The organism is Dyella psychrodurans, from assembly GCF_003363265.1.
GTDB classification, from domain to species: Bacteria; Pseudomonadota; Gammaproteobacteria; order Xanthomonadales; family Rhodanobacteraceae; genus Dyella_B; species Dyella_B psychrodurans.
In genome coordinates this window covers 1,156,908-1,175,554 of record NZ_QRBF01000001.1, presented here as the reverse complement: position 1 = coordinate 1,175,554, position 18,647 = coordinate 1,156,908, and the positions used below count along the sequence as shown (strand labels likewise).

20 protein-coding genes are annotated in these 18,647 nt (G+C 59.6%); 9 read left to right on the top strand and 11 right to left on the bottom strand.

Translation table 11 applies throughout. The annotated features are described in order from the left end of the window. Window positions 1-31 precede the first annotated feature (31 nt). Window positions 32-1,651 carry a MocR-like pyridoxine biosynthesis transcription factor PdxR gene (gene pdxR / locus DWU99_RS21490; protein WP_484488885.1) on the top strand — a complete coding sequence of 540 codons (1,620 nt, stop codon included), beginning with the start codon at window positions 32-34 and terminating at the stop codon, window positions 1,649-1,651. 16 nt (window positions 1,652-1,667) lie between these two features. Here pdxR and DWU99_RS05605 read toward each other — a convergent pair whose 3' ends face one another. Then, the gene (locus tag DWU99_RS05605) at window positions 1,668-2,216 is read right to left on the bottom strand and encodes a hypothetical protein (protein WP_115476973.1); all 549 of its coding nucleotides are present in this window, start codon (window positions 2,214-2,216) and stop codon (window positions 1,668-1,670) included. A gap of 384 nt (window positions 2,217-2,600) precedes the next feature. Here DWU99_RS05605 and DWU99_RS05600 point away from each other — a divergent pair, with 384 nt between their 5' ends. Next, window positions 2,601-3,017 (top strand): hypothetical protein, encoded by a 417-nt coding sequence (locus DWU99_RS05600; RefSeq protein ID WP_158543237.1) that lies wholly within the window; start codon window positions 2,601-2,603, stop codon window positions 3,015-3,017. A gap of 76 nt (window positions 3,018-3,093) precedes the next feature. Here the strand turns inward: DWU99_RS05600 and DWU99_RS05595 are convergent, their stop codons facing one another. Continuing rightward, complete coding sequence (locus tag DWU99_RS05595) at window positions 3,094-3,723, bottom strand: TetR/AcrR family transcriptional regulator (RefSeq protein ID WP_115476971.1); 630 nt, start codon at window positions 3,721-3,723, stop codon at window positions 3,094-3,096. 147 nt (window positions 3,724-3,870) lie between these two features. Between DWU99_RS05595 and DWU99_RS05590 the strand changes: the two genes are divergently transcribed. From DWU99_RS05590 to DWU99_RS05565, 6 genes are all read left to right on the top strand, one after another. Further along, window positions 3,871-4,971: an HlyD family secretion protein gene (locus tag DWU99_RS05590; RefSeq protein ID WP_233510883.1), complete on the top strand. Its 1,101-nt coding sequence runs from the start codon at window positions 3,871-3,873 to the stop codon at window positions 4,969-4,971. After that, window positions 4,968-6,464: a DHA2 family efflux MFS transporter permease subunit gene (locus tag DWU99_RS05585; protein WP_233510882.1), complete on the top strand. Its 1,497-nt coding sequence runs from the start codon at window positions 4,968-4,970 to the stop codon at window positions 6,462-6,464. The genes DWU99_RS05590 and DWU99_RS05585 overlap by 4 nt, the downstream gene beginning before the upstream one ends. An 18-nt stretch (window positions 6,465-6,482) precedes the next feature. Continuing rightward, window positions 6,483-7,946: an efflux transporter outer membrane subunit gene (locus tag DWU99_RS05580; RefSeq protein WP_233510881.1), complete on the top strand. Its 1,464-nt coding sequence runs from the start codon at window positions 6,483-6,485 to the stop codon at window positions 7,944-7,946. 37 nt (window positions 7,947-7,983) lie between these two features. Further along, window positions 7,984-8,925 carry an aldo/keto reductase gene (locus DWU99_RS05575; protein ID WP_115476969.1) on the top strand — a complete coding sequence of 314 codons (942 nt, stop codon included), beginning with the start codon at window positions 7,984-7,986 and terminating at the stop codon, window positions 8,923-8,925. A gap of 203 nt (window positions 8,926-9,128) precedes the next feature. Next, window positions 9,129-9,710, top strand: coding sequence for a hypothetical protein (locus DWU99_RS05570; protein WP_115476968.1), 582 nt, complete (start codon window positions 9,129-9,131; stop codon window positions 9,708-9,710). A 136-nt stretch (window positions 9,711-9,846) separates the two neighbouring features. After that, window positions 9,847-10,491 carry a DNA-3-methyladenine glycosylase gene (locus DWU99_RS05565; protein WP_115476967.1) on the top strand — a complete coding sequence of 215 codons (645 nt, stop codon included), beginning with the start codon at window positions 9,847-9,849 and terminating at the stop codon, window positions 10,489-10,491. Between the two features lie 45 nt (window positions 10,492-10,536). On the opposite strand, the gene DWU99_RS05560 is transcribed toward DWU99_RS05565, so the two are convergent. The 3 genes from DWU99_RS05560 to DWU99_RS05550 all read right to left on the bottom strand — a co-directional run bounded on the left by DWU99_RS05560 (window position 10,537) and on the right by DWU99_RS05550 (window position 12,604). Then, complete coding sequence (locus tag DWU99_RS05560; RefSeq protein ID WP_115476966.1) at window positions 10,537-10,938, bottom strand: nuclear transport factor 2 family protein; 402 nt, start codon at window positions 10,936-10,938, stop codon at window positions 10,537-10,539. Window positions 10,939-11,010: 72 nt separating this feature from the next. Beyond that, the gene (locus DWU99_RS05555) at window positions 11,011-11,853 is read right to left on the bottom strand and encodes a CPBP family intramembrane glutamic endopeptidase (RefSeq protein WP_115476965.1); all 843 of its coding nucleotides are present in this window, start codon (window positions 11,851-11,853) and stop codon (window positions 11,011-11,013) included. A gap of 220 nt (window positions 11,854-12,073) precedes the next feature. Further along, window positions 12,074-12,604: a VOC family protein gene (locus DWU99_RS05550; protein ID WP_115476964.1), complete on the bottom strand. Its 531-nt coding sequence runs from the start codon at window positions 12,602-12,604 to the stop codon at window positions 12,074-12,076. Window positions 12,605-13,058: 454 nt separating this feature from the next. Between DWU99_RS05550 and DWU99_RS05545 the strand changes: the two genes are divergently transcribed. After that, window positions 13,059-13,442: a VOC family protein gene (locus DWU99_RS05545; RefSeq protein WP_115476963.1), complete on the top strand. Its 384-nt coding sequence runs from the start codon at window positions 13,059-13,061 to the stop codon at window positions 13,440-13,442. Between the two features lie 105 nt (window positions 13,443-13,547). Here DWU99_RS05545 and phbB read toward each other — a convergent pair whose 3' ends face one another. From phbB to DWU99_RS05515, 6 genes are all read right to left on the bottom strand, one after another. After that, a complete protein-coding gene (gene phbB / locus DWU99_RS05540) occupies window positions 13,548-14,294 on the bottom strand; it encodes an acetoacetyl-CoA reductase (protein ID WP_115476962.1) in 747 nt (248 codons plus the stop codon). Beyond that, window positions 14,284-14,736, bottom strand: a complete 453-nt coding sequence (locus tag DWU99_RS05535) for a hypothetical protein (RefSeq protein WP_115476961.1) — start codon at window positions 14,734-14,736, stop codon at window positions 14,284-14,286. The genes phbB and DWU99_RS05535 overlap by 11 nt, the downstream gene beginning before the upstream one ends. Window positions 14,737-15,056: 320 nt before the next feature. Next, a complete protein-coding gene (locus DWU99_RS05530; RefSeq protein WP_233510880.1) occupies window positions 15,057-15,314 on the bottom strand; it encodes an antitoxin Xre/MbcA/ParS toxin-binding domain-containing protein in 258 nt (85 codons plus the stop codon). An 82-nt stretch (window positions 15,315-15,396) separates the two neighbouring features. Then, complete coding sequence (locus DWU99_RS05525) at window positions 15,397-16,587, bottom strand: HlyD/EmrA/EmrK family protein (RefSeq protein WP_115476959.1); 1,191 nt, start codon at window positions 16,585-16,587, stop codon at window positions 15,397-15,399. 10 nt (window positions 16,588-16,597) lie between these two features. Further along, a complete protein-coding gene (locus tag DWU99_RS05520; protein ID WP_115476958.1) occupies window positions 16,598-18,079 on the bottom strand; it encodes an efflux transporter outer membrane subunit in 1,482 nt (493 codons plus the stop codon). Between the two features lie 110 nt (window positions 18,080-18,189). Beyond that, the gene (locus tag DWU99_RS05515; protein ID WP_115476957.1) at window positions 18,190-18,633 is read right to left on the bottom strand and encodes a MarR family winged helix-turn-helix transcriptional regulator; all 444 of its coding nucleotides are present in this window, start codon (window positions 18,631-18,633) and stop codon (window positions 18,190-18,192) included. Window positions 18,634-18,647 lie beyond the last annotated feature (14 nt).

Genomic DNA, 18,647 nt, shown 5'->3' with positions numbered 1-18,647 from the left:
GGCTTAGCAGGCTGGAATTCAGATCGTTAAGATGTTCTTGGTCAGCCAGGGACACCACGAATGCCTACATGCCAGCCATGGATTGAAGCTGCCGGTAACATCTTGGACATCTCGCGCCATGAAGCCGCTTCGGAGGGAAAAAGCCGTGGCAAGTGATGTGGAGGGTAAGAGCAGTCTGTTCGAAATTGCCTTTGATCCCCCGCCTAGAGGGAGCCGCCGATCTGCGGAATCCGTCTACGCGCAGTTGCGCGCCGCCATTCTTGATGGTCGATTGGTTCCCGGGTCCAAGCTCCCGGTGGAGCGCCAGTCGGCGGTCTTTTTCGGTGTCTCCAGGAACACGGTTGCTCGCGCTTATGCGAAGCTGGCGATCGAGGGATTGGTGCTGTCCCGGCGAGGGTCGGGAACGTACGTCGCGCCGAAGCAAAGGCGCCCATCGCGCGAACACTTCCCGGCACAGCGCGCGCCCGATTCACGCCTGAATTCGCTGTGGGAGAGACCGGAGCTCGCCCAGGCACTCAACTTCTGGCACGACAATCAGCGCACAACGTCGTCAAAGGCGGCGGCCGCATTTTTGGATTTTCGGCCCGCGTTGGTGGATCCGCGGCTATTTCCGTTCGACATATTTCGCAGGGTCAGTGCCAAGCAGCTTCGGCGAATGGAATTGAAGCCTCCTGCCTTCAAGAGCCCGCAAGGTAACCAGGGTCATTTCCCTCTGAGGACGGCCATTGCGACGCACATCGGCGTCTCGCGCGCGGTCGTGTGCGAGCCCGATGATGTGCTGGTTACGGCCGGCGCACAGCAGGCTTTCGATATTCTCGCCCGCGTATTGGTGACGCCTGGCGTCACGACGGTCGCCATCGAAGATCCCGGCTACCCACCGATGCGCGCCGCATTTCTCGCTGCCGGTGCCAAGCTTGTGCCGGTGCCCGTGGATGCGCAGGGGCTGGTGGTCGACGCGCTGCCGGTTCCTGTGCAGATCGTCTGCGTGTGCCCTTCACACCAGTTTCCGCTCGGCGTATCGATGTCGGCGCAGCGGCGGGCGGCGCTGCTCGATTTTGCTCGCAAGCATGGGGCGGTCATCGTTGAGGACGATTACGACGGAGAATTTCGCTACGACGGCACGCCGCTGCAGGCGCTGCGATCCACGGCGACCGCGGAAGACGTGTTCTATGTCGGCACGTTCTCCAAGTGCATGCTCCCCGCACTGCGGCTGGGATTCCTGGTGGCGCCCCAGTGGGCGATGCCAGCGCTCACTACGGCAAAGAACTGTCTCGATTGGCACTGCCCGACGTTGACGCAAATGGCGGTTGCCGGTTACATCGCGGATGGGCATCTGGCACAACACGTGCGAAAGCTCCGTGACGTGTACCGGAAGCGGCGCGATCTCGTGTGGGAGATACTTCGGTCGGACTTCGCAGGCGAGCTGTCGCCGATGCAGTCGCATTACGGCATGCATGTGGCGGCGTTCTCGACGCTACCCAAGCGCCTGGAACGCGTCACCGCGAGACTGTTGGAATCGAACGTGCATTTGCATTCATTCGAGCGCTATTTTTTCGGAGCACCCACGTCGGAAGGTCTGGTTTTCGGTTACGGCGCCGTTGACCTCAAGGATATCGAGCAGGGCCTGAAGGCGTTGCGGCGCGTGCTCTAGTGTCAGCCGGGCACCTCTAGCGGGTGAACGTCATGATCCAGTTCGTCTCCCACGTTTTGCCTCCGTCCGCGGAAAACGCCTGCTCGAAGCGCGACGAGTTTGGCGTGATATGGGAGAAGCCGTTTCGCACCAGGATACTTCGTCCGTTGAAGGTATCCGGGGCATAGAATTCTCCGCGTCCGTCCTTGAATTCGCCGATCATCGCTCCGTCCAGCATGCCGATGCTGCTGTTCGTCCAGTTCAGATTCCACTGATGGGACTGCGGGTTGTACAGGCGAAGTCCGACACCTTCGATATGGCCGGCCGGACCCGCTACTTCGAGTTCGAAGAGACTGGCTTTTCCGTTCCAAACCTTGCGAACGACCGACACGCCGTCGTACTCGGTCCAGGTTGTGGAGCCTGCGAGCGGGTGCACGAGCCGCGACACGTGGGTCTTCCACGTGCCGAAATTGAAGTCGAAGTCGTGCTGGCCATCTCGTTCCGTTGCCCTTGCCGGCGCAGCGGCAGCGAGAAGGATCGCCGCCGATAGAACCAAGCTTGTCAGTGATCTTGCATGCTTCATCATGGAGGTTACCTATGCGTTGAATAAAACCGGGCTGTGTCGCCTTGAATGAACCGGTCGACGATGGGGCCCATTATTTCCATTACGCCCGGCATCACAGGTGCCACTTCCCGGAAAAACATCCGTGCCACTTCGATGGGAAGGCCGGCACACTCCAGCGAAGTGGCCCACCCTAAATTTCTCCGATTGGCCCTACTGCCGCTGCGGGTTTTTCCTAAAGTCTGATCCCGGATTGACCATACGGAGAGCACGACGATGTGGAGGCAGTTGCTACGTGGAATCGTGATTGCGGGTGTTGTTGCGTGCGGATCGTTGAATGCATGGGCCCAGTCGCCTCGAGACGGCTCTCATGATTTCGACTTCTGTCGCGGGGCTTGGCATACGCATGTGACGCAAGTGCTCGATCCGTTCGATGGTGGAACCCACACGGTGACGATGGACGGCAGGAAAACAGCGCGACCGGTTTGGAATGGTCGCGCGTGGCTTGAGGAAATCGAGGCCGACGGTCCCGATGGGCATTGGGAAGGCGCGACGCTCTTCGTCTATAACGCCAAGGCAGGGCAATGGAGTCAAACTTATATCGACAGCGCTTCGGGCGAGATCGAGGCCCCGACCATCGGCGGCTTCAAGGACGGCCGTGGCGAGCTGTTCGGCACCACGACGTATAAGGGCCACACGGTTCTTGTGCGCGGAGTCTGGTCAGACATCACGGCCAACTCGCATCGCTACGAGATTTCCTATTCCCGCGACGGTGGCCAAACATGGGCAACCGCGTTCAAAGCTTATTTGACGCGAGTTAAGTGATGGCGTTCGGATGCGTCTGAGGCCGATGCTCAGACGCACCGTTGCCGACTTCGCACATGTCGGTCGCATCCGCCGGTCACCCGCAAATCACGGTTACTGCTTTCTGCGCGAGCTTCCTCAGTTCGTTTTGCGAGCTGCCGGAGCGAGCGCGGACGGCGAGTGTGTGCATCGTCGCCGTGGTGAGCAGAGCGAGCGCTTTGGGATCGGCATCCTGTTTCAATTCACCGGCAGCGCGTGCCCGTTTGAAGCGCGCTTCGAAATCGGCGTCGAGCCTTTGAAAGCCCTCCGCAACGATACGCTTGATCTCGGGATCGCCGGGCGCCTCGGTAATGGCCGTGCCGACCACGAAACATCCGAGCGCCTGATCGTTGCCAGCGAAGTAAATGGATAGCGTGGCGTCGTAGATCCTCATCAACGTCTCGGCCAAGGTTCCACCGCGCTCGAGCGCTTCGCGCATCGCCGCGAATTTGAAATCCCAGTAGGCGCTCAGCGCCTTGACGTAGATCTCGTGTTTATCGCCGAACGCCGCACTGAGGCTCGGCCGGTTCATGCCTGTTGCCGCGGAGATGTCGTCGAGCGAGGTGCCGGAATAGCCGGTCTTCCAGAACGCCTCCGCCGCCTGCCGCAGGGCCGTCTCAGGGTCATAGGCGCGGGGGCGCCCGCGCGGCTTTTTCCCAGGCTCATCTTTTTTTGTACTAGATCGCATAAAAATCCTTGACTTTCGTGTTCCGATGATTATTATTCGAAACGGTACAAAATTCAACACGCACGGAATCCAGGCGTGGAGCTGGTCGGGGGTTGGGCTGAGCCGACGGTCACCGCGTCATTCCTGCAGTCATTTTAGGAATCTGTCATGAGCCAACAATCTGATGAAATAGCTGAAGGGCCGGCCTCGGGCGCTCGTGCCGAGAAGGCCGTCCGGAGTATCAAGGCGAGGCTGCGCCTGCCCCTGATGGCCGGGGTGCCGCTGTTGCTGGCGATCGGCGGCGGCGCCAAGTACCTGGCCGGAGCGCCTGTCGTCGTGACCGACGACGCCTTCGTCCAGGCCGCCAAGGTTTCCATCAATGCCCGGGTCCCTGGTCAGGTGGTGCAAATCGCGGTGCGGGACAACCAGCAGGTCCACGCAGGCCAGTTGCTGTTCCAGGTCGATCCCGAGCCTTACAAGATTGCGGTGGAACAAGACGAGGCGCGGCTCAGCAGCGCGCGTCTGCAGATCGAAGCGCTGAAGGCTACTTACCGCCAGCAATTGGCCGATGTGGAATCGGCCAAGGCGACGGCTGAGTTCGACGAGCGCGAATATCAGCGCAAGAAGGCGCTGCTCGCCACCGATTTCACCTCGCGCTCCGCCTACGAACAGGCCGAAACGGATCTGATGGTCGCGCAGCAGCACATTGCGTCGGCCCAGCAGCAGGTGTCCAACACCGTCGCCGAATTGGATGGCAATCCCAATATCGTGGTGGATCAGCATCCGACGGTGCGTGAAGCGCAGGCGCAATTGGATCGCGCGCGGCTTGATCTTTCCTACACCACGGTGACAGCGCCGGACGATGGCGTTGTCACCAAGGTTGACGATCTTCAGGTCGGCGACTTCGTCAGCAGCGGCGCCACGGAGTTCTCAATGATGTCGAGCCGGCATATGTGGGTCGAGGCGAATTTTCGCGAAACCGGCATGACGTACATACGGCCGGGCCAGACGGCGATCATCAACGTCGACACTTATCCCGGACATGGTTTCAAGGCGCATGTGGTCAGCATCAGCCCCGGGACGGGTTCGGAATTCGCGGTGTTGCCGCCTGAGAACGCTACCGGCAACTGGGTGAAGGTGGTGCAGCGTTTGCCGGTGCGGCTTGAGTTGGACAGCATCGATCCGACGTGGCCGCTTTACTCGGGCATGAGCGTCACCGCGCGGGTCGATACCCGGCACGCGAATCCTGGTTTCGGAGCGGGTTCGTGAACGCCGTCGTCGATAGCACGGCCGAAGCGACGCCTCGTCGATTCCTGGCGATAGCCGCGCTGCTTGCGACCTTCATGCAGTCGATGAACATTTCGATTCCAAATGCGGCGCTTGGGTACATGCAGGGCACCTTTTCGATGGCCGACGACGAGATCGGCTGGATCTTTACCGCCTACATCGCCGCCGGTGCCATCGTGATGCCGATGACGAATTGGCTGGCGGGAAGGTACGGAAGGAAGGCGGTCTTCCAGGTCTCGATCGTCGTTTTCATCATGGCTCTCGTACTCGACACGCTGGCGACGACACCGTTGTCCTTCGTAAGCGCCCGCATCATCCAGGGCGCCGCGAGCGGCACGCTCGCGCCGATATCGATGGCGATCCTGCTTGAAGTCACGCCGCCGCAGCGACATGCGCGCATCGGTCTGGTGTGGAGCGTGATGTCGCTGCTTGGAATGCTGAGTGGCCCGGCTATCGGCGGTTGGCTCAGCGAATATGTCGGCTGGCGTTCGATCTTCTACCTCAGCGTTCCGGTGGCCGTGTTCATCGCGTCGGCGATGGGTCTGTACCTGAAGGAAAAGAAGGCTGAGAAAAGCCCGTCGTTCGACTTCTTCGGGCTGGCGACGTTCTCGATGGGTATGGCGGGGCTGCAGATGCTGTTCGATCGCGGCGAGCGCATGGAATGGTTTGCTTCGACAGAGATTTGGGCGGACGCCATCGCATCCGCGCTCGGTTTCTATCTCTTCATCGTGCACATGCTGACGAAAGACCGGCACTTTCTGAACAAGGCTTTGTTCAAGGATCGCAACTTTGCTGTCTCGACAGCGATGTACTTCGCGCTCGGCTTCGTCCTGCTGCCGACCTTGGCGTTGACCTCGCCGATGCTCGAGGAATTGCTGGGCTACCCGGCTCACACCGCGGGCTACGTCACGATTCCGCGAGGCATTGCGTTGGTGAGCGCATTGCTCCTCACGTGGCGTCCGCCGGCACGCATCGACAACCGGCTGTTTGTGATCGGTGGATTGGCACTCGTGATCTATGGCAACTGGCGGATGGTGGGCTACTCGCCGCTGATGTATCTGTGGACGGTGGTCTGGGCGGGCGCCATCCAGGGCGCTGGCCTGGGCATCGTGATGGCTGCGCTCACGCGGGCTGCCTTCAGCACGCTGGACCCGGCATTTCGGCCGGAAGGCAACGTGCTCTTCAATCTGTCGCGGCTCTACGGCAGCACGATCGGCATTGCGATTGTGCAGATCTACTTTTTCAACAACACCCAGGCCATGCACCTGGCGCTCGCAAAAAACCTCCGGCCATACGTCATCGCGAGCGACACGGGCAGCTCTCTGTCGGTGCAGGGGCTGGCCACGATGAACGATCTGGTGACGGGGCAGGCCGCCATTGTCGCCATCCTCGACCAATTCAAGATCCTGTTGGTGGTCGCGCTGATCGCGAGTCCGCTTGTTCTGTTCCTCCGCAAACCGCGTCCTGCCAACTGACACTCCTGGAGTCGCAACGTGAAACTGATTCGATCGATTTCGTTGGGAAACTTCGCCAGGACGCTCGTTCTTGGTTCCACCATGTCCGCGCTTCTATCCGCGTGCATGGTCGGACCCAACTTTGAAAGACCGGCTACGCCCGCCGCGCAACATTACGACGCGCAGGCCGAGCAGAAACTCAGCACGGCCAACACGACGGCGGATGCGCCGCATGCCGACTTCGGCAAGAGCATTCATGGCGACTGGTGGTCGACGCTTGGCTCCGAGAAGCTCGACACGGTGATGCAGAAGGCCGTGGTCGGCAATCTCGATCTGGAAGCCGCGGATGCGACGATCGCTCAAGCCAACGAAGCCGTCGCCGCTGCCGCGGGCGGTCTGCGTCCGCAGGTAGGGTTTGGAGCGCAGGGCGGCCGTCAGCGCGCGGCCAATGGCGGGGCCGTGTCCACGTCCAACTACTACGGAGTCGGGCCGCAAGTGAGCTTCGATTTCGACATTTTCGGCGGCACCAAACGGCTGGTCGAGGAACGCTCGGCGCAAGCCGAACTGCAGAAGCATCGCTATGACGCGGCCTATCTGACCGTCACCGGCGACGTCGCCAGCGAGGCCATCCAGCTCGCATCCGCCCGGGCGCAGATTGACGCGGTGCAGGTGCTGATCGCTGACGACAAGAAGAACCTCGACCTCGTTCGCGCGGCTCATCAGTACGGCAGCGCGACGCAAGTGGATATCGCGCTGGCCACCACGCAGCTTGCGCAAGACGAAACCTTGCTGCCGCCACTCACTCAGCAACGCGACGTGGCACGGCACGCGTTGTCGATCCTGGTGGGAAAGAGCCCTGGCGAGTGGACAGCGCCGGACTTTGATCTGAGCGATTTCACGCTGCCGCAGGACATGCCCGTCAGTCTGCCTTCCGAACTTGCGCGCAACCGGCCGGACATTCTCGAAGCAGAAGCACAACTGCATGCAGCCAGTGCCGCGGTCGGCGTCGCTACCGCGGATATGTACCCGCACCTGACGCTCTCGGCCTCGCTTACCGGCTCCGGTATCGGAACGCTTTGGGGTGTCGCCGCCGGTTTGGCTGGACCGCTCTACGCGGGTGGAACGCTTCAGGCGAATCGTCGTGGTTCCGTCGATGGCTACAAGGCATCGCTCGCCGACTATCAACAGACCGTCATCCAATCCCTGGGTCAGGTGGCCGATGTATTGCAGGCCGTCAACCACGACACCGAGGAATATGCCGCGCAGAATCGCGCGTTGAACGCCGCCCAGACCAGCCTGCAGTTGAACCAGCAGGGCTATCAGGTGGGCGAAACCGGCGTGCTTCAAGTGTTGGATGCCCAACGGAGCTATCAGCGCGCATTGATCGGTCAGATTCAGGCGAAGACAGCGCGCTATCTCGACACGGTGCAGCTTTCCATTGCACTCGGTGGCAATGCCAACGGTGCTTCCGGGCAGCGCGTGGCGTACAGCGAAAAACAATGAGCGTGCTTTGAATACCCTTCTTAAAGAGAACGCGAACATGCGCACTTCCAACGATCTTCGTAATTCAAAAATTCCTCTCGTCCATGGAACCGGAGCCATTCCGGCCGTCGGATTCGGTTCGCTGATTCCTGATCGCGCCGCGGCCAAGCAGGCCATCAAAAACGCCTTGGAAGTGGGATTCCGGCACATCGATGGCGCCGAGCTCTATCGCACCGAGGACGCGGTCGGCGAGGCGATCAGGGAGGCCTTGGAGGCAGGGACGGTGACGCGAGAGGAATTGTTCGTCGCCACGAAGTTGTGGAACAACAACCACCGTCCCGAGCGGGTCAAGGCCGCCTTCGAGGCCAGTCTGCGTCGACTTCAGCTCGACTACCTCGACAGCTATTTGATCCATACGCCGTTTGCGTTCAAGCCTGGCGACGAACTGTTCCCCGCAAACGAACGTGGAGAGCTGATTTACGACTCAGGTGTCACGTTGATTGAAACGTGGCGGGAGATGGAGCGCCTCGTGGATGAAGGCAGGGTCAGGTCCATCGGACTATCCGATATCACATTGGAGACGCTGAAAGAGATTGTCGAGGTGGCGCGCATCAAGCCTGCCGTGGTGCAGGTCGAGTGCCATCCTTATCTTCCCGAATGGGAGCTGCTGGAGTTCTGCCAGCAACACGGCATCGTGTTCGTGGCGTTCGCGCCGTTGGGTCACACCATGGAACCAAGGGTAACGGACGACCCGGTGATCAAGGCCATCGCCCAGCGTGTCGGCAAGACTCCGACGCAAGTCGCATTGGCGTGGGCTGCGCAGCGCGGTACGGCATTCCTGACCACGTCGACCAACCCGGCTCACATCAGGGAGAACTTCGACATTTCTCCCCTGCCTCAAGACGCCATGGAGGAGATGCGCCATCGCATCACGACAAGCATCCGATTGAACCCGGTGGTGGATACCGGCGTGCCGGGATTTGTTCCTCGGTCAAAGTGATTAAGCCGCCTTGGAATCGTGAATAGTCAGTCGCTGATCGACAGCGCTTTTGAATGAGTTCGTTCGATATGTGCGTAATGGAAAATGCATTTTTATTTTCTCTGCATTCGGGTAACGGAGTCTCGATAAGAGCATGAAGAAAGCCTGATGCCGGCGTAGCACTACTGATCGCTCGCTGGCTTGGTACAACTGGAGATAACCCAATGAAAGCAAGCTTGAAAGCACGTCCCGCAAGGGGCGTAAGGGCGAGTTTTGTCGCCATGATTCTCATCCCGCTGGCTCTTTTCCTTGCAGGATGCAGTGGAACAATGCAAACACGGTCGGTGACTCAGGACGACACGTATTATCACTGGAAACCACAGATGGAGACGTTGCCGATAGAAGTTCACGGCGGTATTCAGCAGCTTGGTTCCGATGACATGGCGAAGCTGATCCCTTATGGAACGACGCCTCGCCAATACGCTGCCACCACCGATGGCCAGGGAAAACTCGCAACCCGTCCGCGCATCGTTCTTTACGTCGGCACAGATCAGAATCCGGCCCGCGAGACGTACTGTGATGCGTTCCCCGTTGTGCAGCCTGCCACGACCGGGGATGCCGCCGTCCACATGGTGGCGGCACTATGCGATGGTCCGCGTCTTGTTGATTTAACTGCGCGAGACGTCCAGAGCGTTAGCATCCAGAACCAGGGCATGGTGTCGATCATGAAGTCGATGAAGCGCCGCCTTCTTTTTGGCTTGAACATGAATGAAGAGGTCGAGCCAGCCGAGTATGGCAATGGCTGAAGGTTGTTGCCTCGTGTCGACGCTGACGCTCATCATGTCTTCTCCGAATGGCAACGATGTAGGCAGGCCATTCCATCGTCAGAGCTTCGAGCGTGCGTCGACACAACATGTATCGACAAGGCCATAGGAGGCCAGGGTGATTGGAAAACAGAAGGCGTCGATCGCGTGGCCAGGCACGCCCTTGCCGCGCGCATTCTTCGATCGGTCTGCTCCCGACGTCGCGCCGCAGCTTCTCAACAAAATTCTGGCGGCGGCGGACGGTCGGGCAGGGCGCATCGTTGAAGTGGAGGCCTATGTGGGCGCTGTCGATCCGGCTGCACATACGTTCCGCGGGAAGACGCCACGGAATGCAACCATGTTCGGCCCTCCGGGGCACATGTATGTCTATTTCACTTATGGCATGCACTGGTGCTGCAATTGCGTGTGCGGCTCCGTGGGCGTTGGTTCCGGCGTGCTTATTCGAGCACTGGAGCCCCTGCAGGGACTTGCGCAAATGCGCGCCGCTCGCCCGCGGATAGCGAATGATCGTGACTTGTGCCGCGGACCCGCACGCCTGACGCAAGCGATGGGCATCAGTGGAGCCCAGGATGGCATTGATTTGGTGAATGCCCGCGAAGGCTTCGCCATTGTCGACGATGGCATGGCTCCGCCTGAGAACCTGGTGGGAGGGCCGCGCATCGGCCTCAGCGTGGGCAAGGATTTCCCTTGGCGATGGAGTGTGCCGGGCAGCCGTTACGTATCAGGACGTCTCGTATCAGGAGCTGCATCGCGGCAGCGCTGACGCTTCATATCCACCGCGCCGTCGAGATGCACCGAGTGCATGTCGTTATGGGATGCGGTCGGTGGCGTTCAGTCGCTCGACCCATTGGGCACGCCAGGCGGGCGCATCAAAGGGATCGGCGAAGTATTGCGTTTCGTGCGACACCTTTTCGCCGCGAAACTCCATGATGCTCACGGTGTATGCGCGCTTGCCCTCGTAAGCAATCACATACTCGGTGATCCAGAGGTTGCCTTCTCCCACGATGCGTCGCACGGTGAACCCCGACGGTCTGCCGGGGTGATGACTGCGAAGTGCTTGCAGGTTATGTCGGCCGTGGATGACCTCGCCCGACTGCGGGTACTCGCACACGGCGTCGTCATGATAGATGTCATGCTCCGCAACTTGATCGCCCGCAGCGGATGCAGCCCAATGTCGATCGATGGCGATCCGAATGTTCTGCGTGTGCATGATCGGCCTCCCTTTCACTCGACATGCTTGTCTGTGCAAACACAAATGCGCCCAGATCCGTCGACTTAGCCCTCACGAACTCGTGTCGACATCCGTGGTTGCGATCGAATCCGTTGGAGCCTGGCGATAGCAGCGTGCGGTGAGCGCCACCAGCAGCGAAACGGCGAGCATGATCAACGCAAAGCCGATAAAGCCGCGCTCATCGTGCTGCGGCGAGCGATCCACCACGGCAAAGAGGTTGAAGGCGAAATTGCTCGCCGTGTGAAAGAGCAAGGCAACCAGGATGCTTTTGCGATTGCTCGCATAACCCCAGACAATCACGACGCGCAGCGCGATCGTAAAGATCAGGAACGCCCAGAAGGGCATGAACGACTGCGTCAGGCCGACAATGAAAAACAGCGGGATGTGCCAGCAGCCCCAGATCACGCCCAGCACTACCGCAGCCCGGAGCAGGTTGTGCCGCTGCTGCAGGCGATCGATCGCGTAGCACCAACCGAATTCCTCGTTGACGGAGCCGCCGAAAAGGAACAATTCGAGATACAGCAGGGGAAAGTGGCTCAGGGAAACGCCGGTGGCGAACGGCGGGCCGCCGTGACTGGCCAGCCATAGCATCGACAAGCCTGCCGCCAGCGGCGTCAGCAGCATGGCACTGAGAAAATAGATGGGTCCCATGCGGTAGCGCAGGCTTCGACCGGCAAATTCGCGCATTGCCAACCAGCCACCATCGCGATAAACCGCTACAAAGGCACCTATAAAAGGCCCAAAGGACCCGGCAAACAGACATGCCAGCTGCGCGACTTGCCCGAGCGGCAAGATACCGCGACTCGCCAGCATCGGGAAAAGCCACAGCACCCACGCGATGCCGAATGCGAGACTGAAGTAAAACCACGCCGGTGTGCGAAAAGACGAATGCATGGATGCCCCCTCTTTACGTTGCTCACGGTTGTGCCCCTGGCACGACGATGGCTTGCCGATGCAGCTTCTCCCAGTCCGCGATCACAGCTCAACTGCCAAAAGGCACTCCTTGCGGGAGGCTTGCAGGAGGCGTCGCGGCACATGTTTCGATGAAGTGGATGAAGCGTCTTGTGCGCGCACGGCAGCGCGCCGCAAGGTCCTTCGCGGCGCCACTCAATGATTATGAGGGTTGCCACAATTCGATGGGATTTCCCTCAGGGTCATGCAGATGAGCAAAGCGCCCATTGGGATACGTTTGCGGGTCGACCTTGACCTCAATGCCTGCCGTTCGTAGCTGGGCGGCCATTTTGTCGAGGTCATGCACTCGGAAGTTCACCATCCAGAGCTTGTGAGGATCTCCGAAATAGCCGGTCTTTTCGGGGAAGGGACTGAAGACGGTCGGTCCAGCCTCTTGCTGCCAAACGGGAGAGTCTTCCTTGGTTGGCGTGAGTTCGATGCCCAGGTGTTGCAGGTACCAGAGTCCCAACGCATCGGGATCATGCGCGCGGAAGAATAACCCGCCGATTCCAGCTACTTTTTCCCTCTCCGTTCCGGTCGATACATGTTTGGCAACTGCCTTCGCAGGCGGAACAGGATTTGCCGGCTGCGTCGGGTTCTGTGCCGCCATGGCCGATTCGTTCCGGGACAGCATGAAGCCGGCCCCGAATGCGTATGACAGGATTTGAAGCAATTGGCGCCTTTGAAAGCTCATGCGATCCTCCTCCCGAGACTTTGTGCGAGCTCATCTGCGATATCTGCGTGGATAAAAATCAGAACAGGGTGGAACCAGACTGACAACCCTATTTGTACATCCCTTTGACAGCCACGTTCGTACAGCCTGTGCATGCATGGGCTCCATGCCCAAGTGTAAAAGGTCTGTGCGATGTGGAAACGTCTGTACAAACGTTGCTTGGCGCCTTACAGCAAAATATGTGCCGGCCCAGATGAAACAATTGTTTAGGATTGCTTTCTCGATTCCCAATCGGGTGCTTTGACAAGCAGCGTATGTGCTGAAAGTATCTGGCGATATGTTCCTATTGCGGAAGCTTGGCTTGCCGCATCGGCAAGCGTGTTACACCGCGCCGGCAGCGTTTTTCGGTGCGGCCAAATCAGCGTTAGGCCACGCGAAACGACCCTGAGCCCCATCGCTCGATCAAGGAGACACCATGAGACGGGTTACTGGAATTGGTGGAGTGTTCTTCAAGGCGAAAGACCCCAAGGCATTGGCCGACTGGTACCGCGTGCATCTTGGCCTGAAACTCGAAGGCTGGGGCGGTGTCGCTTTCCGATGGGCCGAAGACAATACGAATGGTGCCGGAACCACGGCGTGGAATCTCTTCAAGGGCGACACGTCGTACTTTGCCCCGAGCACGGCGAGCTTCATGATCAACTATCGCGTTGAAGACCTGCATGCGCTCCTGGCTGCTCTCAGGGCCGAAGGCTGCAAAGTCGAAGACAAGGTCGACGAATCCGAGTACGGCAAGTTCGGCTGGGTTATCGACCCCGAAGGCAACAAGGTAGAACTCTGGCAGCCGCCCTCGGGGCAATGAAGAAGGCGGATCCGCTTACAAGTCCCACTGAAGAGCGCCGGTTACCGATGTCCACACTGCCGCTCTTCCATCGAGGGTCGGCTCGTGAAAGCCGACCCCGCCCGTTCAATACATGTGCTGACCGCCATTGATGGCGACGTCGCTGCCAGTCATGAAGGCCGCGACATCGCTGCAAATGAAGGCAACGAGTGCCGCGATCTCTTCAGGTTGACCCAGTCGGCCCACGGGTATCTGAGGGATCACGTTATTTTCCAATACGTCTTTGGGCACCGACGCCAACATATGTGTGTTGATATAGCCGGGCGACACTGTGTTGACCGTTACGCCGTGCCGCGCGAATTCCAGCGCGAGCGACTCGGTAAAGCCATGGATGCCCGCCTTGGCCGCTGCGTAATTACTTTGCCCGAACTGACCTTTCGTGCCGTTGATCGACCCGATGTTGACGATGCGCCCCCAGCCGCTGTCGACCATGCTCTGGCAGAATTGCTTGGTCACGTTGAACATCGAATCGAGATCGGTGCGCATCACGATGTCCCAGTCTTCCTTGCTCATCTTGAGGAAGCGTCGATCGCGCGTCACGCCGGCATTGTTGATCAGAATGTCGACCTCGTGACCATCCTTGGCGACCTTCTCGGCCATATCCCGGCATGAGGAAAAGTCGGCCACGTCGACGCCGTAGGCCTTGAAGCGATAGCCCTTCGCGAACTGATCCTCAAGCCAGGCATCGACGTGGTCGTTGTGCGGAGAATGCGTGACAAGCACCGTGCAGCCGTCATCGTGCAAGGCCCTGGCAATCGCCTCGCCGATACCGCCCATGCCACCGGTCACCAAGGCCACATGTTCAGTGGTCATCGGCGTACTTTGGATTGGCGGCGTTGTTGAAGAGGTTGAAAAAATCGGCCATCGCCGTGTTGAGCGAGTCGGCGGCTTCGAGATGGCCCACGGCCTTGGTGGTATCGCGCTGCCAGAGCGAGAACGCATCCTGCATCCCGGTCAGGAATCGGGTTCGATTGATGACGGCAGCCTTTGCGATCGACGACTCATCACCCGCACTTGCTTGCGTCAGGCGCAAAAACGCCTCGTTCGGAATCGTCGCCAGCGAATACCAGTTGTCGTTCAGAGAGATTTTTTCGATCTGTTCCTGCGTGGCGGCGACATTTTCACCGAAGGCGTGACCGAAGGTGCTGAGCCAGTGCTGTCCGCATTCCTTCAACAGCTTGCTTGTGCGCAGCGTAAATTGAAGGTTGGCTTTATAAAGTTCGAAAGGGATGTGGGCGTGAGCGGTGACAGGCATGGTGCCTCCTCTGGGGACGAAGAGATATTCCTTGTGTCAAAGCACTGAGTTGTATTTGGTGCGACAACGAACGACAGTAAGCGACGTTTTTTATGGACGACGACGGCAACTGTACACCTCGAATGCGCATGCAACCAATACCTGTTGCGCCAACACATGCTTTTCAAAACGAGCCTGGTAGTTTTGGTTGCATAATTGCTCAAATTATCATCGTTGTTGCCGATGAAAAATTTTGCCGGTGAAATATGTGCACAGCGATGGCGATCCGGGTGGTGCACACATCTGATCTTGGTATGTCTCTGCTCGTGGCCGTGCCTGGATCAAGTCCTTTTTCCTGCGCCGATGAGCAGATCCCATACCTGGTCCAGTTCGCCTTGAGCCAGCGCCTCGTAAGCGGAATGCCCGTCCAGCATGCGGTGCTTTACGCACATCCATCTCGCCGCGCGATCACGGCCACCACACATCAGCAAGGCGGCACCTGCCAGCGACGGCGCGTAGGTTTCAAGCCATTCGAATGCTTTGATCCTTGAACGTTCATGCAGTGATTCGACCTCTGCGACATCCTTCGCAATGTCCACGAACCTGCTCGGTTGTTTGTGCATGGGAGTTACCACCTCTTATGCGATAGAACTAAATGCGTGTTGCGAGAAAGCTATTCTTTCAATCGACGCTTCCAGCCATGTTGGCGTGGACAATTTTCGCGATGTTGATATCGGCATGAGCCAGCTCTTGCTGGAATACATCGGTGCTGTAGCGAGGATCGACTTGCGGCTGCTGGGCGAGCATGGGGCCCGTCTGGTTGCGAAGATTGACTTCCGCATTCATGGACATGCCGATGCGCAGCGGGTGCCGATCGAGCTGCGCGGGGTCCGTGAGCACGACGCGTACGGGCATGCGCTGAACGATCTTGATCCAGTTGCCGGTCGCGTTCTGGGCCGGCAGCAAGGAGAACGCGGCGCCTGTGCCGACACCCAGTTCGAGCACTTTGCCCTGGTATTTCACGGACTGGCCGTAGACGTCGGCCGTGATCTCGACGGGCTGGCCGATACGCATGTCGGTGAGTTGCGTCTCCTTGAAGTTCGCGTCCACCCACACATCATGCAAAGGCACCACGGCCATCAAGGGCGCGCCCGGCTGCACGCGCTGACCGACCTGCACCGTGCGTTTGGCGACATAGCCGGTGACAGGCGCCGCGATGGTCGTACGAATATCGTCAAGATACGCGGCTCTGTAAGCCGCCGCCGCGGCTTTCACGTCAGGATGGGAGGCGACCACGGTGTCGTCGACCAGCACCTTGTTGGTCTGCAACTGTTGCTGTGCATCGGTCAGTGCGTTTTCCGCGGCGGTCAGCGCATCTTGTGCGTGAGACAGTTCTTCCGCCGAGATGGCACCCGTTTTGGCCAGATCGCGGCGACGGTTGTAATCGAGCTGCGCCTTTTCCACGGCCACGCGGCGAACCGCGACGGCAGCTTGCGCGCCGGATACGGTGCTGTAGAGACCGCGTACCCGGCGCACGGTGTTGGCAAGGTTGGCGGAAGCATGCTGTAAAGCAACGTCGGCGTCGGAACGATCCAGCTTGATCAGCACGTCGCCTTGCTTCACCAGATCGCCGTCGTCGGCGCCAATGGAAACGACGGTGCCCGTGATCTGCGGTGTGACTTGCACAATGTTGCCGTTGACGTAGGCATCGTCCGTACCTTCGTACCAGCGACCGTCGAGGTAGTACCACGCGCCAAATGCTATCGCGCCGGCGAGCGTGGTTGCGCCAAGGATACGCATCAGAAAACCGCGCTTGCTGCCTTTACTCTGTTCCGCCGGGCGCTCGGCCGTGGTTGAGGTTTCAGTGGACATGAGAGATGCCTCAGGAATGATTGATAAGGGAATGGGAAGACGCTTCGGCAGCGGAAGTGGCTGCATCCGGAGCGGATTGGCCGGGGCGATAACCGCCGCCGAGCGCCTGGATCAATTGCACGTCGGTGTCCGCCTGCTGCGCGTGGAGCTCGGCCATGCGCCGTTCGGCAACGAGCAGCTCCTGACGCACGCTGAGTGCTTCCAGATAGCTGCCGATACCGGCCTGGTAGCGCTGTTCCGCGAGCGTCCACGCGTCGTTGGCGGCATCCACCGCGCGCTGCTGCGCATCGATCTGAACTTTCAGCGAGGCGAGAGCGTCGTTGTCGTCGGATACTTCGTTGACGGCGCGTACCAGCGTTTCGTTGTATTTCGCGACAGCAAGGTCGTATCCCGCGTCTTTGCTATCGAGGTTGGAGCGGCGGCGGCCACCGTCGAAGATCGGCAAGCTGAAGGCAGGGCCGGCGTCGTAGAAGCGCGACTTGGCCTGGAACAGATTGCCGCCGCCGACCATGACCAGTCCGGCCACCGCACTGATGTTGACGTTCGGTAGAAATTCGGTCTTGGCGGCCGTGATGTCCTTCGCGGAGGCTTCGACACGCCAGCGCGCAGCGACAAGGTCGGCACGATGGCCTAGCAGTTCCACCGGAAGATCGGCGGGAATGTCGAGCGAGTCCGGGGGCAGCAACTTCGGACGGGCGATGTCCTTGCCACGATCCGGGCCCTTGCCGAGCAGGATCGCCAATGCCGAGCGTGCGGCGTCGATCTCGCGATCGGCAAATGCCTTCTGGCCTTGCGCCGCGGCGACTTCGGATTCGCTCTGCTTGAGTTGCACATCACTGTCGATGCCGGCGTCGACGCGCTGCTTCGTCAGCGCAAGCACCTGTGTCGCGCGTTGCAGTTCCGCGACGGTGACATCCTGGTCTGCATAGGCGTAGCCCAACTGCACATAGGCGCGTGCGACATTGGCGGAAAGCTCGATACGTGCAGCCTGGACATCGACTTCGGTGGCGCGTTCCTGGCCAAGCGCAGCTTGCCATGTCGCGCGCTCGCCGCCCCACAGGTCGAGGTCCCAGTGAAAATCGACATCGACGTATTTGGCGGTTTCGTTATGCCCATTGCCGAGGTGAGGAATGGTGGTAGGAATTCTTGCTTCCTGCACGCTGCCACCGACATCCACCGTGGGCTTGCGCGCGGCATCGGCAGTACCCGTTTCGGCTTGCGCCGCGCGAGCGCGCGCATCGGCTTCGGCCAGGCTCGGATTGTCGTGTAACGCTTCGGCGATCAATGCATTCAGTTGTGGATCGCCCAGCGATGTCCACCAATCGGTTTTTGGCCAGGCTGCCGGCGAAAGAGTCACATTCGCCAGGCTTTGCTCGGTCTTGAGGGAGGTTGGGTCGATCGGCGTGCCGTCCGGACGCAGGCCACCCGTACTGGCGCAAGCCGCCAGTGCGAGGGTCATTCCGACCGCAGCCGCTAGGATATGTGCACGCATAAATTTCAATCTCTGGCAGTCAAAGGGATGAGTTAGGCCGTGAAGCGCATCGACGATGCGCTCCAGGCGTGAAGTGAACGATGGGGTGTGATGAGTCTTGAGGTCTGGCGTTACGCGCTATCGCCGATGAATTTACGGAGAAGTCGGAGCAGTTCCTCAAATTCGGCCTTGGTGAAGTTCTTCAGTCGTGCATTGAGTACCGGCGGCGAGATGTCGGGAATCTGTTCTGCGGCAGCTTCGCCTTTGGCGGTCAACTTAAGGTTGACCACGCGGCGATCGTCGACGCTGCGGACGCGTTTCAGGAGTTCTTTCGTCTCCAGCTTGTCAAGCAGGCGCGTCATCAGGCCGGTATCGATGCTCAAGAGCTTCGACAATTCGAAGGGCGTTGCTGCCAGGCCACTTTTCATCGAGAACAGAATGCCCATCTGCTGAGCGGTGATATCCAGATCCTTGTAGGCAGCATCGGTCTCGGTCACGACAATGTTGCGAGCCTTGTTCAACAGGAATCCGATGCTCTTGGTGAGCACGAAATTTTTGCTGGTGTAGTGATTCATACGATGTCCTGGAT

Excerpts from the sequence above, each read along its gene's own strand:
- DWU99_RS05570 (WP_115476968.1), top strand. The coding sequence starts at position 9,129 with ATGAAAGCAAGCTTGAAAGCACGTCCCGCAAGGGGCGTAAGGGCGAGT.
- DWU99_RS05595 (WP_115476971.1), bottom strand. The coding sequence starts at position 3,723 with ATGCGATCTAGTACAAAAAAAGATGAGCCTGGGAAAAAGCCGCGCGGG.
- DWU99_RS05535 (WP_115476961.1), bottom strand. The coding sequence starts at position 14,736 with ATGCCTGTCACCGCTCACGCCCACATCCCTTTCGAACTTTATAAAGCC.
- DWU99_RS05525 (WP_115476959.1), bottom strand. The coding sequence starts at position 16,587 with ATGTCCACTGAAACCTCAACCACGGCCGAGCGCCCGGCGGAACAGAGT.
- DWU99_RS05545 (WP_115476963.1), top strand. The coding sequence starts at position 13,059 with ATGAGACGGGTTACTGGAATTGGTGGAGTGTTCTTCAAGGCGAAAGAC.
- DWU99_RS05520 (WP_115476958.1), bottom strand. The coding sequence starts at position 18,079 with ATGCGTGCACATATCCTAGCGGCTGCGGTCGGAATGACCCTCGCACTG.
- DWU99_RS05605 (WP_115476973.1), bottom strand. The coding sequence starts at position 2,216 with ATGATGAAGCATGCAAGATCACTGACAAGCTTGGTTCTATCGGCGGCG.
- DWU99_RS05560 (WP_115476966.1), bottom strand. The coding sequence starts at position 10,938 with ATGCACACGCAGAACATTCGGATCGCCATCGATCGACATTGGGCTGCA.
- DWU99_RS05590 (WP_233510883.1), top strand. The coding sequence starts at position 3,871 with ATGAGCCAACAATCTGATGAAATAGCTGAAGGGCCGGCCTCGGGCGCT.
- DWU99_RS05575 (WP_115476969.1), top strand. The coding sequence starts at position 7,984 with ATGCGCACTTCCAACGATCTTCGTAATTCAAAAATTCCTCTCGTCCAT.
- DWU99_RS05555 (WP_115476965.1), bottom strand. The coding sequence starts at position 11,853 with ATGCATTCGTCTTTTCGCACACCGGCGTGGTTTTACTTCAGTCTCGCA.
- DWU99_RS05515 (WP_115476957.1), bottom strand. The coding sequence starts at position 18,633 with ATGAATCACTACACCAGCAAAAATTTCGTGCTCACCAAGAGCATCGGA.
- pdxR (WP_484488885.1), top strand. The coding sequence starts at position 32 with ATGTTCTTGGTCAGCCAGGGACACCACGAATGCCTACATGCCAGCCAT.
- DWU99_RS05550 (WP_115476964.1), bottom strand. The coding sequence starts at position 12,604 with ATGAGCTTTCAAAGGCGCCAATTGCTTCAAATCCTGTCATACGCATTC.
- phbB (WP_115476962.1), bottom strand. The coding sequence starts at position 14,294 with ATGACCACTGAACATGTGGCCTTGGTGACCGGTGGCATGGGCGGTATC.